Below are 15,831 nucleotides of genomic sequence, written 5' to 3' on the forward strand. Positions count from 1 at the left end.
GATTCGATGACCGACACGATAAGCGTGCGCGCCGCACTCCGCGTTTTCCGGAAGGACGTTTGCTACGCGGAATCGGACAGTTTCGCGTACGCGCTGGGCGTCATGCCTGCAAACCGGCGAAACACGGTCGAGAAGGCGCTCGTGGTTTCGTAGCCGAGTTCGGCCGCGACGGCGATCACGGAGCGCCCCGAGGCCAGCAGCGGGCGCGCGGCCGAAATCCTGGCCTGCTGGCGCCACTGGCTGAACGACAGCCCGGTTTCGGCGGTGAACAGCCGGGCCAGTGTCCGGCTCGACGCACCGACTTCGTCGGCCCATTCCGTCAGCGTTCGCTGATCGGCCGGATTCGCGAGCATCGCGTCGCAGACCCGGGCAAGACGCCGGTCCCGGCCGGACGGCAGCCGCAACGGTTGCTCGGGAGACCACTCGATTTCGGCGAGCATGAGCTGGATGACGAGCGCGTCGCGTCCGTCGGGATCGACCTCGACCGGGAACGACGACGCACGCACGATCAACTCGCGCAGCAGCGGCGAAACGTTGACCAGGCCCGGCTGATTCGGGTACGCGGATCGGCAGGCTCGCGGGTCGACGTAGGCGGTGCGCATTTCGAGTTGCCCGTGTGCGCGCATCGCGTGCGGCAGGTCGGGCGGAATCCAGAGTGCGCGATGCGGCGGGATCATCCACAGCGACCGGCAGGCGATGACTTCGGCGATGCCTGTCGTGGTGTAGACAAGTTGCGCGCGCGTGTGCCGATGCTCCGCGACGACGAAGCCGTCGGGAAATGCTTTCGGCATGACGGCCGCGATGGCCGGTGCATGCTGGTAGTCGCGCGGGTCGGTACTCTTTGTGACGGGTGCGATGCCGGCCCGCTTCGGATCCGCCGCCTCGCCGTGCCCGATCGCTTTACCGTGGCCGCGCCTTTCGACCTTCATCGCTCGTCCTTTCATGTGTGCGGAATCGCCGGCGCGTGGGACCCGGCGAACCGGACGGATGATACGGGAATGTCGGAATGAAGCAGCAAATCGGCACCCCGATCTCACCGCTGTAGCGCAAACTCGACAAGCAGCGCCGGACTTCCGATGTCGGCAGTTTCAGCAGCATGCTGCACGACCTTGGAAGTTCGATTCCGTGCTGCTATCGTTGTGCACGCAATTAATTTTCCGGAGCAGCCGATCCATGCCCTTGATCTTGCGCCGAGCCGTGGCGGCTGATGCCGCTGAGGTGGCTGACGTGTATCTGCGGTCGCGCAACGCGCTCGCATCCTACGCGCCGCTCGCGCACTCCGAAGCGGCCGTCCGCGACTGGATTGCCAACGTACTTGTCCCGTCGGGCAACGTGACCGTTGCCATGTACGAGGATCGCATCATCGGCATGGCCGCACACGTCATCACTGACGGTACGGCATGGCTCGACCAGTTGTACGTGTGCCCCGAATTCAAACGGCAAGGGATCGGTTCCTCCCTCCTGGAATCGGTGAAGTCTCAAACGGTTGGCAAGCTCCAGCTCTATACGTTCCAGATGAATCGCGATGCGGCCGCGTTTTATGAGCGGCATGGTTTCGTTGCCATTGCATATAACGACGGAAGCAGGAACGAGGAAGGTTGTCCCGATGTGTTGTATTGCCTGACGCGGTAGCTTCCGTCCGCATGCTCCACGTCGCCGGTCCATCAATTGCCGGCTGGCTTTCCTGGCGTTTGCGTCGCATACAGCGGCGCCCTGGCCATCGGCTCATGCGTCCCGCACACACAAGAACGAACCGGCTCCCGATGCGCCACAGGCCGCTGGTCCAATATATGATTCATCACCATTCAGCCGCTTCAGGTCGAACGAATGCCCAACTTCCCCCCGGATCTTCGCCAGTGGTATTACTTCGCGGCCGTTGCCGAGGAGCGGCACTTCGGCCGTGCGGCCGCACGCCTCTCGATGACCCAGCCGCCGCTGTCGCAGGCAATACGCTCCCTGGAACGCGAACTCGGCGTCGAGCTCTTCGCACGCACGAAGCGTGCGGTCGCGCTCACGGCAGTCGGCGAGGCGTTGCTTCCGACGGTGCTGAAACTGCTTGCCGCAGCCGAGGAGCTTCCCGCGCTGGCAAAGAGCCTCGCCCTCGGCGAGACCGGAAGATTGTCGCTCGCGTTCGTCTCGATTGCCGATTACGGGCTGCTGCCCTCGCTGCTGCGCGAATTCGGCATGCGCTATCCGCTGGTGCGATTGCAACTGACTGAAGCGACGAGCGACGTGCAAATCGAAGAGCTGGTCGCGGGCCACATCGACGCGGGCCTGATCATTCCGCCGTTGCCGCCACGCTACGTGGCCGAGCTGTCGTATCTGCCGCTCCTGAGCGAGCCGCTCGTGCTCGCGATGCCGAGCGCCGCGTCGACGGCACCCGACGACGTGCCGATTCACCTGAAGGAAGTGGCAGACCTTCCGCTCGTGATATTTCCGCGTCGTCTCGCCCCGAGGTTTTACGACGCGATCATGGAGTGCTACAGCGACGTCGGTGTCGTCCCGCACATCGGCCAGGAAGCAATCCAGATGCAGACGATCGTCAGCCTTGTGTCCGCCGGCATGGGCGTCGCCCTGGTGCCGCAATCGTTGCGCAATCTGCGGCGTACGGGTGTCGTCTATCGCCCGCTCGCACACGGCTCGTTCGTCGTCGAAACCGGCCTCGTCTGGCGCAAAGGCGATATCGGGCACGTCCTTGCCAGCTTCATCAATATCGTGCGGACACTGGCCTCGGCATGATGCCGGCCGCAGGCAGATCCGCTTTGGCATGCCCGGGCGGATTGGCAGGCCACTTGCCGTGCGACGACGCGCGGGAAGCCGTCGACGCACGGCCGGCGCGTCCTCGCCGGCGGACGCGCCGGCCGACACTCACGCCTTGCCGTGCCCCTGCGATCCCGGGCCCGACGAGAATTCGCGGACACCATCGCGATTGATGCCGAAGCCGAGGCCCGGCGTGTCGGGTAGTGCCAGCGTCCCGTTCTGCTCGGCCGGCAGGCCGGTAAACAGGTTCCGGCAGATCTCGACCGCGACGACGTGCCACTCGACCGAGCCGCCATTCGCGAGCCCGCCGTGCAGATGCATGTTGTGGAACGGGAACGTGCCGCCATTGTCGATCGGCACGCCGAACGCCTGCGCGAGCGCGGCCGCGCGCGCCGCCATGGAGAACCCGCCGCACACGCACACGTTTGGCTGCAGGATATCGACGGCGTCGTTCACGAGGAAATCCCTGAACCGGAACAACTGCCCCTCGCTTTGCCCGGTGGCGACCGGAATGCCGCCGCGCTTTCTCAGGTCGGCGAGCTTCGCGGGGTCGTTCTCGGCGATCGGCTCCTCGAAGAAACCGATGTCGCAATCGGCCACGCGCTCGGCAAGCCGCAGCGCGTGATAGTGGTCGAGCCCGCAGTTCGCGTCGATGTAAATCTCGGCGGCGTCGCCCACCGCATCGCGCACCGCGCGCACGCGCGCGACGTCGTCCGCGACGACCTGATCGAGCGAGCGCCCTTCGTCGCGGCGCGCAAGCGCGTGATAGCCGACGATCATCTTGATGCGGCGATGTCCGGCGCCGACGAGCGCACGCGCGGCATGTATCAGCTCCGGGCGCTCGAGCGACGCGAAGCCGAACGTCGTATACAGCGGCACGACCGGACGCGCGCCGCCGAGCATTTTCCATACCGGCAGCCCGGCGATCTTGCCGATCGCATCCCAGACCGCGATGTCGATCGCGGAAATCACGTGCCCCGCATAGCCGGTCTGCCCGCGCGGGCATAGCAGCCAGTACAGCTTGTCGAGAATCCGCTCGCGCTCGACGACGTTCATCCCGACCAGGTTGGGTGCGGCGACGTGATCGATCGCCGCGGCCACGACCGCCTCGTCGGTGATCGCCGTGAAGCCGTGGCCGACCACGCCCTGCGACGTCTCGATTTCGACGATGACGCCCGACAGCTTGCCGGACAACCGCACGCCGGCGATCTCCGCGTCGCCGCGCGCGAACACCGGCGTCGCGGTCACTTTCACGATGTTGTGCTGCATCTCTTCTCCGTTTTTTGAGGGAATAGCAGAACTGCGGGGGCCGTGTCGTCGCGCGGCATCACCGGCCCTTCTCGCGACGCAGCACGAACGTCAGCCCGATGCCGGTCAGCAGGCCCCAGAACGCGCCGCCGATGCCGAGAAACGCATGGCCCGCCATCGTCACGAGGAAGGTCAGGATCGCGGCCTCGCGCGCGTCCTTGTCGGTGAATGCGTTGAGCAGCGCGCCGCCGAGGGCGTTCATCAGCGCGAGGCCGGCAACCGCTTCGATGATGACCGGCGGCGCGACCGCGATGAACAGCGTCGCGGCGCTCGCCGCGAACCCGTACACGATGTACGCGGCACCGCAGACGATGCCGGCCCAGTAGCGCCGCGATTCGTCGGGGCCGGCCTCCTCGCCGGCGCACAGTGCGGCGGTGATCGCGGCCAGCCCGATCGGCGGCGCGCCGAAAGGCGCCGCGAGCAGGCTGCACAGCCCCGTGGCCGTGAACAGCCGCGACGCTTCGGGCCGGTAGCCGTTGACGTTGAGCACCGCGACGCCCGGGATGTTCTGCGACGCCATCGTCACGATGAAGAGCGGCACCGCGACGCTCACCATCGTCGATGCCGAGAACACGGGCCCGACGAGCGCGAGGTGCGGCAACATCCCGGTCGCGCCGACGCCCCCCGTCTTGGCGATGAACGCGATCACGATCAGCGTCGCGACCGCGGCGCAAGGCACGGCGAGAATCTTGCGAACCCGCATCATCACGACCCAGACGAGCAGGATCGGCGCGACGTACAGCGGATACTGCTCGAGTGCGTGCACCGGGGCGACGCAGAGGTTCAGGATGATCCCGGCGAGCATCGCGTTGGCGATCGGCAGCGGAATCTTCGAGATCGCGCGGCCGAGCGGCTTCCACAGCCCGGCCAGCGTGAGCAGCACGCCGGTCAGCACGAGCGCGCCGACCGCGGCCGGATAGCCGCCCTTCACGGCGCCCAGGCCGAGCAGCAGCGCGGCGCCGGGCGTCGACCACGCAGCGCTGACGGGCATCCGGGTCCGGTAGCTGAGCACGATGCCGGCCAGCCCCATCACGATCGAGACGGCCATCAGGCCGGACGCGGCCTGCGCGCGCGTTGCACCGACGTTCGTCAGCGCATTCACGATCAGCGTGAACGTCGATGCAAAGCCGACGAACGACGCCAACGCGCCCGCGCCGGCCGCCCGCGCCGAGAACCCGCGATCGGTCTTCATTTCCGCGATACTGCTCATCTGTCCTCCGTGAGATGGATTCGATACGGCGGCGACCGTATCAGTGCGCGCCATGTGTCGGCTCGCCGCACTCCTGGTTCAGCGTTCCCGCGTGATACGCGGCGAGAAACGCGTCGAAGTTGCCGATCTGCGTGCGCTCCAGGTCGGCCTGCCGGCTCAGCGATTCGGCCGCGATCGCGTCGAAGCGCGCCTGCACGTCGGCCGGCAGCGGACGCGCGCGGAACGCCCCGGTATGCGCGAGCGTCTGCCGCATCCCGAACGCGAAGCACGCGCCGCCCGGATCGTCGCGCAGCGTGTGCAGTGCATCGAGTACGCGCGCCGACGGCGTCGCCTGCGGATCGTCGAGCTTCGCGTATTGCGCGTCGAGCGCGGCGGTCGTGCGCGTGTCGCCGCGCTGCAGATCCAGCACGCCGGCCGCCTCGTTGATTCGCGCGAGCAACTCGCGCGCCCACGTGCGCAGCGCGACGCGCTCGCCGCCACGCTGCAACTCCAGCCCCGGGCGCCGCCCCTCCCGCGCGACCGCCGCGAAGTTGCGCCGGCACACGGCCTGCTCGGCACCTGCGAGGCAGGGGCTGTCGTCGAGCGCGCAGAACAGCAGGAACGCGTCGACAAAGCGCAGCGTCGTCTCGGCGACGCCGTGCGGCGCGAACGGATCGATGTCGAGACAGCGCACCTCGACGTATTCGACGCCGCGGCTGCGCAGTGCATCGATCGGCCGCTCGCCGCTGCGCACCGTGCGCTTCGGGCGGATCGACGAGTAGAACTCGTTCTCCATCTGCAGCAAGTGCGTGCTGAGCTGCAGCCATTCTCCGTCGCGCTTCGCGCCGATCGCCTGGTACTCGGGGCACGGCTGCGCGACGGCTCGCGCGAGGCCGTCCAGGTACGCGGGCAGGTTGTCGAGGCACGGCGCGAACGCGCCCTGCACCCGGTTCTGGTAGCCGAGGTCGCTCATCCGCAAGCTCGTCGCGTACGGCAGGTACAACGTCTGCGCATCGAACGCGTCGAGCCCGTGCCGGTCGCCGGCGACGAAACCCGCGCACAGCGCCGGCGACGCGCCGAACAAATACAGCAGCAGCCAGCCGTAGCGATGGAAATTGCGGATCAGGGCGAGATAGCCTGCCGAGCGCATGTCGCGCGCGTCGCGGCCGGCCGGCTCGCATCCGTCGCGCACGTCGCGCAGCAGCGGCCACACGGCATCGGCGAGCGAATAGTTGTAGTGGATCCCGGCGATGCACTGCATCGCCTTGCCGTAGCGGAACGCCAGCCCGCGCCGGTACACGTGCTTCAGGATGCCGATGTTCGACGTGCCGTACCACGCGATCGGAATGCGGCGGTCGTCGTCGAGCGGGCACGGCATCGACTGGCTCCACAGCAGCTCGTCGCCGATCGCGCGGCACGCGAAGCGGTGCAGCTCGTCGAGCCGCTCGATCACGTCGGCCGCGTCGTGCTGCGGCGGCGTGACGAATTCGAGCAGCGGCTCCGCGTAGTCGGTCGTGATCGACGGGTGCGTGAGCGCCGCGCCGAGCGCGTGCGGGTGTTGCGTCAGCGCGAGCCGGCCGGCGGCATCGACGCGCAGCGTCTCGCGCTCGACGCCGCATAACCCGTCGCCCAGCAGCGGCAGGTGTGCGGCGTCGCTCAGCACGCCGAGCCGGCGGCGGTACGGCGTCGTCATCCATGTGGATCGGGGTGAATCGTGGGTCATTGCGGTCTCCCGGAACGAAATCTGGCGACGCGCCGCTCAGTCGAGCGGGCTCTTCGGCCGCGGCAGGCCGATGTGTTCGCGCAGCGTCGTGCCTTCGTAGCGGGTGCGAAACAGCCCGCGCCGCTGCAGCTCCGGCACCACCATCGTCACGAAGTCGTCGTAGCCGTCAGGCACCGTATAGAACACGACGATGAAACCGTCGCACGCCTCCGTCATCAGCCACTCCTCCATCTGGTCGGCGATCTCGGACGCGGTGCCGACCATCTCGCCGGTGCCGGATTCGGCCGCCCGCTTCGCCAGCTCGCGCACCGTCAATCCCTCGCGGCGCGCGAGCGCCGCCCATTCGCGCTGGTTGCCCTGCCCCTGTTCCGTGTGCGGCAGCTCGGGCAACGGCTTGTCGGGATCGAACTTCGAGCAGTCGACGCCGAGCCGGATCGACAGGTTCGGGATGTTGCTGTCCACGTGAACGAGATCGTCCATGTAGCGCTTCTTCGCCAGCGCCTCCGCGCGCGTGCGGCCGACATACACCTGGTTGGCGGGCAGGATCTTCACGTGATCGGGGTTGCGCCCGGCCGCGACCGCGCGCGACTTCACGTCGCGATAGAACGCACGGCCCGTCTCGATGCTGCGCGCGTTGCCGAACACCAGATCGGCCGAACGCGCGGCCATGTCGCGCGCTTCCTCCGACGCACCGGCGAGCGCGATCACCGGCCAGCCCTGTACGGGCCGCGCGATGTTCAGCGGCCCCTTGACCGAGAAGAACTTGCCCTTGTGGTTGAGCGGCCGGATCTTGTCGAGATCGGAGAACACCCCCGCCTCCTTGTCCATCACGAGCGCGTGATCGGACCAGCCGTCCCACAGCCCCGTCACGACGTCGAAGAACTCCTCGGCGCGCTCGTAGCGTTCGGCGTGGCGCAGCGCGGTCTCGAGACCGAAGTTGAGCGCAGCCTCCGGGTTCACCGTCGTGACGATGTTCCAGCCCGCGCGGCCGCCGCTCAGGTGGTCGAGCGACGCGAAGCGGCGCGCAAGCAGGTACGGATCCTCGTAGCTCGTCGTGCCGGTCGCGATCAGGCCGATGCGGTCGGTGCATGCGGCGATCGCCGACAGCATCACGAGCGGGTCGTACGACGTGATCGTGCCGCTGCGCTTGAGCGCATTCGGCGGCATCGGCATCACCGCGAGGTGGTCGGCGGTGAAGACCGCGTCGAAGCACGCGTGCTCGAGCTTCTGCGCGAGCGACCGGATCACCGGCCAGTTGAAGTTCGCGAGCGTCGGCGCGCTCGGGTGCCGCCACCACGCCGTGTGCAGGCAGATGGGGCGCATGAATCCACCCAGGCAGAGTTGCTTCGTCATACGGGGCTCCTCGTCATTGGAATGCGGCGCGAAACGTGCGGGCCGCGCGTGCTGCTCGTGTCGGCGTCAGCGCGCGGCGTTGAAGCGGGCGAAGCCGGCCTCGAGGTCGCCGATCAGGTCGTCGGCGTTTTCGAGCCCGATGTGAAAGCGCACGCACGGGCCGCCCGGGTCCCAGTGCGACGCGGTGCGGTACGCACTGCAGTCGAACGGCATCGCGAGGCTTTCATAGCCGCCCCATGAATAGCCGAGCCCGAAATACGCGAGCCCCTCGAGCAGCGCGGCGACGGCCTGCGCGGGCGCCGGGCGCAGCGCGACGGAGAACAGCCCCGTCGCGCCGCCGAAGTCGCGCACCCACAGCGCATGGCCGGGATCGTCCTCGAGCGCCGGATAGCACACGCGCCGCACTTCCGGACGCGCGGCGAGCCAGCGCGCGACGCGCAGCGCGTTCGCCTGGTGCTGGCGAAGCCGCACGCCGAGTGTCCGGATGCCGCGCAGCGTGAGAAACGCGTCGTCCGAGCCGACGCACTGCCCCGTGTCGCGCTGATACTGTTCGAGCGCCGGCAGCGCGCGCGCGGACGCCGACACCATGCCGATCATCACGTCCGCATGACCGGCGAGGTACTTGGTGCCGGCCTGGATCACGAGATCGGCGCCGTGCGCGAACGCGTCGAAGAACAGCGGCGTCGCCCACGTGTTGTCGAACAGCACCACGAGCCCGCGGTCGCGCGCGAGCGCGGCGAACGCCGGCACGTCGCACAGCTCCATGCTCTGCGACGCGGGCGCTTCGAGATACAGCGCACGCGTGTTCGGCCGGATCAGCGCGGCGAGCGCGTCAACCGACGCGAGCGGATCGAAGTAGGTCGTCTCGATGCCCGCGCGCCGCAGCACGCCGTCGCACAGCTGGCGCGCGGGCTTGTACACCGCATCCGTCATCAGCAGATGGTCGCCGGCCGACAGGCACGACGACAGCGCGGTCGTGATCGCGGCAAGCCCCGACGGGCACAGCACGACACCCGCGCCGTGATCGAGCGCGCGCACCGCGTCCTGCAGCGCGGCCGTGGTCGGCGTGCCGCGCCGGCCGTACACATACGGCTGCGTGTAGCCGAGCAGGTCGGCCACGCTCGGCGCGAGCACCGTCGAGCCGCGATACACCGGCGGGTTGACGAAGCCGTGATGCGTAGCCGGCGCGCGGCCGCCCGTGACGAGCACGGTGTCGACCTGCGCATCGGCCGCCGGATGGTTCGGGGCGGGCCGCACGGTCAGCCCTTCACGATCCGCACGGCGCCGCGCGCCGCGCTCGTCGTCATCGCCGCGTATGCGCGCAGCGCGCCCGACACGCGGCGTTGCCGCTTCTCGGGCTGCCACGCGCGCGCGCCGCGCTCCTCCATCGCCGCGCGGCGGCGCCGCAGTTCGTCGTCGGATACGAGGACGTTGATCGAGCGGTTCGGGATGTCGATCTCGATCGCGTCGCCGTTCTCGAGCAGCCCGATCTCGCCGCCCTCCGCCGCCTCGGGCGATACGTGCCCGATCGACAGCCCCGACGAGCCGCCGGAGAAGCGACCGTCGGTGATCAGCGCGCACTGCTTCGCGAGCCCCTTCGATTTCAGGTAGCTGGTCGGATAGAGCATCTCCTGCATGCCCGGGCCGCCCCGCGGCCCCTCGTAGCGGACGATCACGATGTCGCCCGGGCCGACCGCACCGCCGAGGATGCCTTCGACCGCCTCCTCCTGCCCTTCGAACACGCGCGCGGTGCCGGTGAACTTCAGCATCCCGCCGTCGACGCCCGCGGTCTTCACGATGCAGCCGTCGCGCGCGATGTTGCCGAACAGCACCGCGAGCCCGCCGTCGCGCGAGAACGCGTGCTCGGCATCGCGGATGCAGCCGTTCGCGCGGTCGAGATCGAGTTCGTCGTAGCGGTTGTCCTGGCTGAACGCGACGTGCGTGCGCACGCCGCCGGGCGCCGCGCGATAGAAGCGCGACACCGAATCGACGCGATTGCGCATCACGTCCCAGCGCGCGAGCACGTGCGCGACGCTCGGCGCATGGACGGTCGGCAGCGTCGTGTTCAGCAGCCCCGCGCGATCGAGTTCGCCCATGATCCCGATCACGCCGCCGGCCCGGTGCACGTCCTCCATGTGGACGTCCTGCACCGACGGCGCGACCTTGCACAGCACCGGCACGCGGCGCGACAGCCGGTCGATGTCGGCCATCGTGAAGTGCACCTCGCCTTCGTGCGCGGCGGCGAGCAGGTGCAATACCGTATTGGTCGAGCCGCCCATCGCGATGTCGAGCGTCATCGCATTCTCGAACGCATCGCGCGTCGCGATCGAGCGCGGCAGCACGCTCGCGTCGTCCTGCTCGTAGTAGCGGCGCGCGAGATCGACGATCGTGCGCCCGGCTTCGATGAACAGGCGCTTGCGCTCGGCATGCGTCGCAAGCACCGAGCCGTTGCCGGGCAGCGCGAGCCCGAGCGCCTCGGCGAGGCAGTTCATCGAGTTCGCGGTAAACATCCCGGAACACGAGCCGCAGGTCGGGCACGCGACGTTCTCGACCGCGCGCACCTCGTCGTCCGTCACCTGGGAGTCAGCCGCCACCACCATTGCGTCGATCAGGTCGAACGCGCGGCGCTTGCCGCGGAACGTCAGCTTGCCGGATTCCATCGGGCCGCCCGACACGAAGATCACCGGGATGTTCAGGCGCATCGCGGCCATCAGCATCCCCGGCGTGATCTTGTCGCAGTTCGAGATGCAGACCATCGCGTCCGCGCAGTGCGCGTTGACCATGTACTCGACGCTGTCGGCGATCAGCTCGCGCGACGGCAGGCTGTACAGCATGCCGTCGTGGCCCATCGCGATGCCGTCGTCGATCGCGATCGTGTTGAACTCCTTCGCGACCGCGCCGGCCGCTTCGATCTCGCGCGCGACCAGCTGGCCGAGATCCTTCAGGTGCACGTGACCGGGCACGAACTGCGTGAACGAATTGACAACCGCGATGATCGGCTTGTCGAAATCGGCGTCGGTCATCCCGGTGGCGCGCCACAGGCTGCGCGCGCCCGCCATGTTGCGGCCGTGCGTGGAAGTGCGTGAACGATAGGTGGGCATCGTGATCCTCGGTTGATTCGTTGCGAAATGGGGCGGGCGGCGGGCTTCCGTCAATGCGGCCTGCCGGCCGCGCCCCAGTTGTTGTCGTTCTTCGCGAGCGTCGGCAGCACGAACGACAGGATCTTTCTCCGGTCGAGATCGGACGACACGCTGAGCTTGTATTCGAGCGCCGTCAGCTTGATCACGATGGACCTGAGCGCCTGGGTCAGGCGTTCGTAGCCCCCTTCGAAATAGAGTGAGCCGCCACGCTGCGCGATCACGCCGTGACGGGACAGGTAATGAAACAGCGCGACCGACGAGCGCGCGTCGTAGTTGTCGAGCGGCGGCGCCTGAAGCGGGTAGCGGATCAGGCGCTCGGCCAGGATGTACTGGATCGAAGCGCGCAGCACGCGGTCGTCCGAGCGCAGCCGGAACAGCGCGAGGATCGACAGGATGTCGACCCGCAACTCCTCCGCGCCCGCACCGTTGCGCGTGCTCTTCGCATCGAGGTACTCCGGGATCGGCAGGAAGCCCGTGCGATGGTGGTACTCGTGCAGGTGGACCCAGATCGCGCTCGCCTGCGTCAGCAGCTCGTCGTCCGCCGCGAGCAGATCCGGGAACGCGGTGGGCGACCAGTTCGCTTCGATTGCCGGGCGCGTATGGCGCTTGAAGCGCTCGACGAACTTGTCGATGAAGTAGTACGCCTTGTGATACGCGCGCAGGTCGGCGTCGATGAAGTTCTCGCCGAATACCGCGACCGCGAGCGGATTGAGAAAGCCGTCCGTGCACATGCGGATCTGCACCGGCAGCGCGTTGCCGTCCGGCGCGATCGCGAGCACGCTCGGCGGAATCGGCACGGGCGCAATCGCGGCCGCCTCGAGGAACGCGTCGGCGTTGTAGGGCACGTCGAAGAACCCGAGGATGAAGCTCGGGTCCACCGAGTACGTGAGATCGAGCAGGCGCCCCGATGCGAGGCAGCGGTTCTCCAGCGCCACGAGCAGCGCGCGCACATGCGGGTTGTCGGCGTAGTCGCCGAGATGCGTGCGTGCGCACTGCGCGATGCGCGCGACGTCGGTGCGAAAACCGCCGGCGAGGATCTCGCCGCGGCAGCGATTGGTGGCTAGTACGATTTCGCGTTTCATGTCGGTCATCCTGTCGGCACGCGTCGTCACACGACGCGGAACTCCCGCTGCAGATAGACGAGCGTGTCGTCGTCGGGCGCCGCACAATGCAGCGCCACCACTTCGCCGACCAGCAGCTCATGCGTCGCCGCGCTCATCGACGCGACGAGCCGGCAGTCGAGCGCGATGCGCGCGCTCGCCAGCACCGGCGCGCGTGTCGCAAGCTCGCCCCACTCGCCCACCGTGAAGCGCGCGTCGCGCTCGTGCGCGGTCCGGCCCGCGAACACGTCGGCGAGAAACCGGTCGGCGGCGCCGAGCGTGTTCACGCAGAACACCTCGTTCGCGATCAGCCGCTGCGCCGATACGCTGCCGCGATTGACGGACACGAGCACCGTCGGCGGTGCATCGGACACCGACAGCACGGCGGTCGCCGTCATGCCGCAGCGCCCGGCAGGCCCGTCGCTCGTGAGTACGTGAACGGCCGACGCCACGCGGCACATCGCGTCGCGAAAGCGCTGCGGCGAGGCGCCCATCGACTGGTCGGGGAACAGTGCGGGTTCGTTGTGGATCATGTCCTGTCTCCGTGCATGGGGGAAAAGCCGCGCATCGCTACCGGTTCACCAGCGCTTTCGGCAGCGACAGCGCGAGCAGTCCGCCCAGCGCCATGCAGCCGGCCATCATGTAGAGGCCCGCGTCGTTCGATGCGGTCAGTTGCTTGAGCAGCCCCATCAGGTAAGGGCCGAGGAAGCCTGCGAGATTGCCGACGGAATTGATCATCGCGATCCCGGCGGCGGCCGCGGTGCCGCCGAGGAACGCGGTCGGCAGGCTCCAGAACAGCGGGATCGCGGTGAGGATGCCCATCGTCGCGAGCGTCAGCGCCGCGATCGCAAGCCCCGTCTGATGCGCCCAGCCGACCGCGAGCACGAGCCCCACCGTGCCCATCGCACCGGGCACCGCGAGGTGCCAGCGGCGCTCGCGAAGGCGATCCGAGCTGCGTGCGATCGCGATCATCGCGACCACCGCAAGCGCATACGGCACCGTCGACAGCAACCCGATCGTCAGCGGATCGGCCACGCCCGTCGCATGGATGAGCGTCGGCAGCCAGAAGCCGACGCCGTACAGGCCAATCACGAACGAGAAGTAGATCGCGCACATCAGCCACACGCGCGGATTCGCGAGCACCGCCCCGAGCGACAGGTGAGACTTGACCGCGTCCTCGGCATTCACGTTGCGTTCGAGCAGCGCGCGCTCCTCGTCGTTCAGCCACTTCGCCTGCGCGATCCGGTCGTCGAGCAGCGCGTAGACGAGCAATCCCGCGACGATCGACGGCAGCCCTTCGAGCAGATACAGCCACTGCCAGCCGTGCCACCCGTTGATGCCGTCGAACGCCTTCAGGATGTAGCCGGAAATCGGGCCGCCGACGACGCCCGACAGCGCGACGGCCGTCATGAACACCGTCGTGATCCGCCCCCGCCGATGGGCCGGATACCAGTAGGTCAGGTACAGGATCACGCCCGGGAAGAAGCCGGCCTCGGCGGCGCCGAGCAGGAACCGCATCGCGTAGAACGCCGTCGGCGTCGTGACGAACATCGTCAGCGCGGACACCGCGCCCCACGTCACCATGATTCGCGCGATCCAGACGCGTGCGCCGATGCGGTGGAGGATCAGGTTGCTCGGCACCTCGAAGATGAAATAGCCGAAGAAGAAGATGCCGGCGCCGAGCCCGTAGGCCGCGTCGGACAGCCCGAGATCGCCCGCCATCTGCAGCTTCGCGAAGCCCACGTTCACGCGGTCGAGATACGACACCAGGTAACAGAACAGCAGCAACGGCATCAGCCGCCACGCGACCTTGCGATAGGCGGCGTCTTCCGACACCCGCGCTGCGGGCAATACGGTCGATACGAGCGTCTCCATGATTTTTTCCTTGTTTGCGATCGATTGTCATTCGTTGCGCACGGCGTCCTGCACGCGTCGCCCGACGGCGGCACCCGCGATCCGGCGCACAAGGCGGCGAGCCGTCCTCCTCCGGTCGGCTCGTTCTCGCATGCGGGGTGCCGCGTGCCGCACGCATGTGTGCGGCACGCCGGGCGGGTGTCGATCCGGCTCGCGGGCGCGGATCAGGTGCGCATCGGCCTCGCGAGGTCCGTTCGTGGCGTTGCCGCGGTTCCGGGGGCTCGTTGTACGTCGTTGTGCCCGGGCGCTGCGTCGCAGGCAACGCGCAAGATGCGCAAAACGCGCGGATGGTCGAAAGCCTTGTTCATGTTCAACCTTTTGCTCACATGCCCGCTTAGGGCGCCTTTAAAACGCTCGTCGACGTTCGAAGTCGCGAACGCACCGCTGGATCGGGCGCTCTTGTGGAGCGCACGATGCCTTGATTCCGTCATGCCGCACGCGGCGGCCGATCGCGCAGCCCCGCCATGTAGGCGACCGTGCGGTCGCGATACGCCGCCGACACGCCCGCGTCGGCCAGCCCGCGAACCAGCAGGTCGCGGTAGCGCGCGCTCGGCGCGGCGTCGCAATCGAGCGTGACCGCACCGCGATATGTCAGCGCATGTACGCGCCGCCCGCCGGGCGCCAGCACCTCGACCGCGTAGCGGACGTAGCGGCCGAGATGCACGCCTTCGCGACGCTCGAGCGCGTCGAGCACGCGCATCGGCAGCCGGTACAGCGCGCCCTCGACGATCGCACCGGCAGCCGGCTCGATGTTCGCGCAGCAGACCGGCTCGTTGAGCGACGCGTAATTGAACGCGAGGCGATGGCCGTCGAGGCGCGCCGCGCCCGCGAAGTACGTCGCCGCGTCGCAGCCGAGCGACGTCGACAGGCTCGCGAGGTTCATGCACGAGCCGTATGCGAAATACGCGAACGGCTCGTCACGAAGCAGGTCGTCCGGCGTCATCGCGACGCGCTCGCGGCATGCGACGTGCCCAGCACGTAGTGGTCGTAGATCGCCGCGACCGACGCGATCGAGTCGAGCACGAAGTCACCGATCGGGATGTCGATCCTGAGCGTCTGCTCGATGAACAGCACGAAGTGCACAAGCGACAGCGAATCGAGCAGGTTGGCGTCGAGCAGGTTCGTCTGCGCGGTCACGCGCGCCGGCGCGCCCGGGTCGATCCCGGCCAGAAACGTCTTCACGCTGTCGATCAATTCGTCGAGGCTCATCATCCGCATCACGATCACGCTCCAGAAACGCACGTTCATCCCGGCCCGCGCGCATCGCACTGGCCGGCTTCGTCTTCACCGAACCGCAAGATCCTTCACATCGCCCTTCGCTTTTGACTTTCGATCGGGCGTCAT

14 protein-coding genes are annotated in these 15,831 nt (G+C 68.1%); 2 read left to right on the forward strand and 12 right to left on the reverse strand.

All coding sequences use genetic code 11. From position 1 onward, the window contains the following. Positions 1–62: 62 nt before the first annotated feature. Positions 63–929 (reverse strand): helix-turn-helix domain-containing protein, encoded by an 867-nt coding sequence (locus ACTJLD_RS03630; RefSeq protein ID WP_440658002.1) that lies wholly within the window; start codon positions 927–929, stop codon positions 63–65. A gap of 244 nt (positions 930–1,173) precedes the next feature. On the opposite strand from ACTJLD_RS03630, the gene ACTJLD_RS03635 reads away from it, so the two are divergent. Together ACTJLD_RS03635 and ACTJLD_RS03640 are read left to right on the forward strand one after the other, a co-directional pair. Beyond that, entirely contained in the window at positions 1,174–1,632 is a 459-nt protein-coding gene (locus ACTJLD_RS03635) for a GNAT family N-acetyltransferase (protein ID WP_060312344.1), read from the forward strand. Positions 1,633–1,827: 195 nt separating this feature from the next. Next, on the forward strand, positions 1,828–2,739 hold the full coding sequence (locus ACTJLD_RS03640) for a LysR family transcriptional regulator (RefSeq protein ID WP_021156690.1): 912 nt from the start codon (positions 1,828–1,830) through the stop codon (positions 2,737–2,739). A 129-nt stretch (positions 2,740–2,868) separates the two neighbouring features. Here ACTJLD_RS03640 and ACTJLD_RS03645 read toward each other — a convergent pair whose 3' ends face one another. The 11 genes from ACTJLD_RS03645 to ACTJLD_RS03695 all read right to left on the reverse strand — a co-directional run bounded on the left by ACTJLD_RS03645 (position 2,869) and on the right by ACTJLD_RS03695 (position 15,735). Then, positions 2,869–4,029, reverse strand: a complete 1,161-nt coding sequence (locus ACTJLD_RS03645; protein WP_027790687.1) for a mandelate racemase/muconate lactonizing enzyme family protein — start codon at positions 4,027–4,029, stop codon at positions 2,869–2,871. Between the two features lie 58 nt (positions 4,030–4,087). Then, positions 4,088–5,278 (reverse strand): benzoate/H(+) symporter BenE family transporter, encoded by a 1,191-nt coding sequence (locus ACTJLD_RS03650; protein ID WP_124672670.1) that lies wholly within the window; start codon positions 5,276–5,278, stop codon positions 4,088–4,090. Between the two features lie 40 nt (positions 5,279–5,318). Beyond that, on the reverse strand, positions 5,319–6,950 hold the full coding sequence (gene gshA / locus ACTJLD_RS03655) for a glutamate--cysteine ligase (protein ID WP_440658265.1): 1,632 nt from the start codon (positions 6,948–6,950) through the stop codon (positions 5,319–5,321). A 66-nt stretch (positions 6,951–7,016) separates the two neighbouring features. Then, positions 7,017–8,333 carry an LLM class flavin-dependent oxidoreductase gene (locus ACTJLD_RS03660; protein WP_021156686.1) on the reverse strand — a complete coding sequence of 439 codons (1,317 nt, stop codon included), beginning with the start codon at positions 8,331–8,333 and terminating at the stop codon, positions 7,017–7,019. A 66-nt stretch (positions 8,334–8,399) separates the two neighbouring features. Further along, entirely contained in the window at positions 8,400–9,590 is a 1,191-nt protein-coding gene (gene metC / locus ACTJLD_RS03665; protein WP_440658003.1) for a cystathionine beta-lyase, read from the reverse strand. A gap of 2 nt (positions 9,591–9,592) precedes the next feature. Beyond that, positions 9,593–11,434: a dihydroxy-acid dehydratase gene (gene ilvD / locus ACTJLD_RS03670; protein WP_060085665.1), complete on the reverse strand. Its 1,842-nt coding sequence runs from the start codon at positions 11,432–11,434 to the stop codon at positions 9,593–9,595. Positions 11,435–11,484: 50 nt separating this feature from the next. Then, positions 11,485–12,555 carry a DUF6421 family protein gene (locus ACTJLD_RS03675; protein ID WP_226144601.1) on the reverse strand — a complete coding sequence of 357 codons (1,071 nt, stop codon included), beginning with the start codon at positions 12,553–12,555 and terminating at the stop codon, positions 11,485–11,487. 26 nt (positions 12,556–12,581) lie between these two features. Then, positions 12,582–13,106 (reverse strand): flavin reductase, encoded by a 525-nt coding sequence (locus ACTJLD_RS03680; protein WP_027790681.1) that lies wholly within the window; start codon positions 13,104–13,106, stop codon positions 12,582–12,584. Positions 13,107–13,143: 37 nt separating this feature from the next. After that, positions 13,144–14,448 carry an MFS transporter gene (locus tag ACTJLD_RS03685; RefSeq protein WP_034196018.1) on the reverse strand — a complete coding sequence of 435 codons (1,305 nt, stop codon included), beginning with the start codon at positions 14,446–14,448 and terminating at the stop codon, positions 13,144–13,146. A gap of 466 nt (positions 14,449–14,914) precedes the next feature. Next, positions 14,915–15,430: a gamma-glutamylcyclotransferase family protein gene (locus ACTJLD_RS03690; RefSeq protein WP_321966180.1), complete on the reverse strand. Its 516-nt coding sequence runs from the start codon at positions 15,428–15,430 to the stop codon at positions 14,915–14,917. Further along, positions 15,427–15,735, reverse strand: coding sequence for an acyl carrier protein (locus ACTJLD_RS03695; protein ID WP_059692833.1), 309 nt, complete (start codon positions 15,733–15,735; stop codon positions 15,427–15,429). The genes ACTJLD_RS03690 and ACTJLD_RS03695 overlap by 4 nt, the downstream gene beginning before the upstream one ends. Positions 15,736–15,831 lie beyond the last annotated feature (96 nt).

The sequence above is a fragment of the Burkholderia sp. 22088 genome (assembly GCF_052045915.1).
GTDB classification, from domain to species: domain Bacteria; phylum Pseudomonadota; class Gammaproteobacteria; order Burkholderiales; family Burkholderiaceae; genus Burkholderia; species Burkholderia cepacia.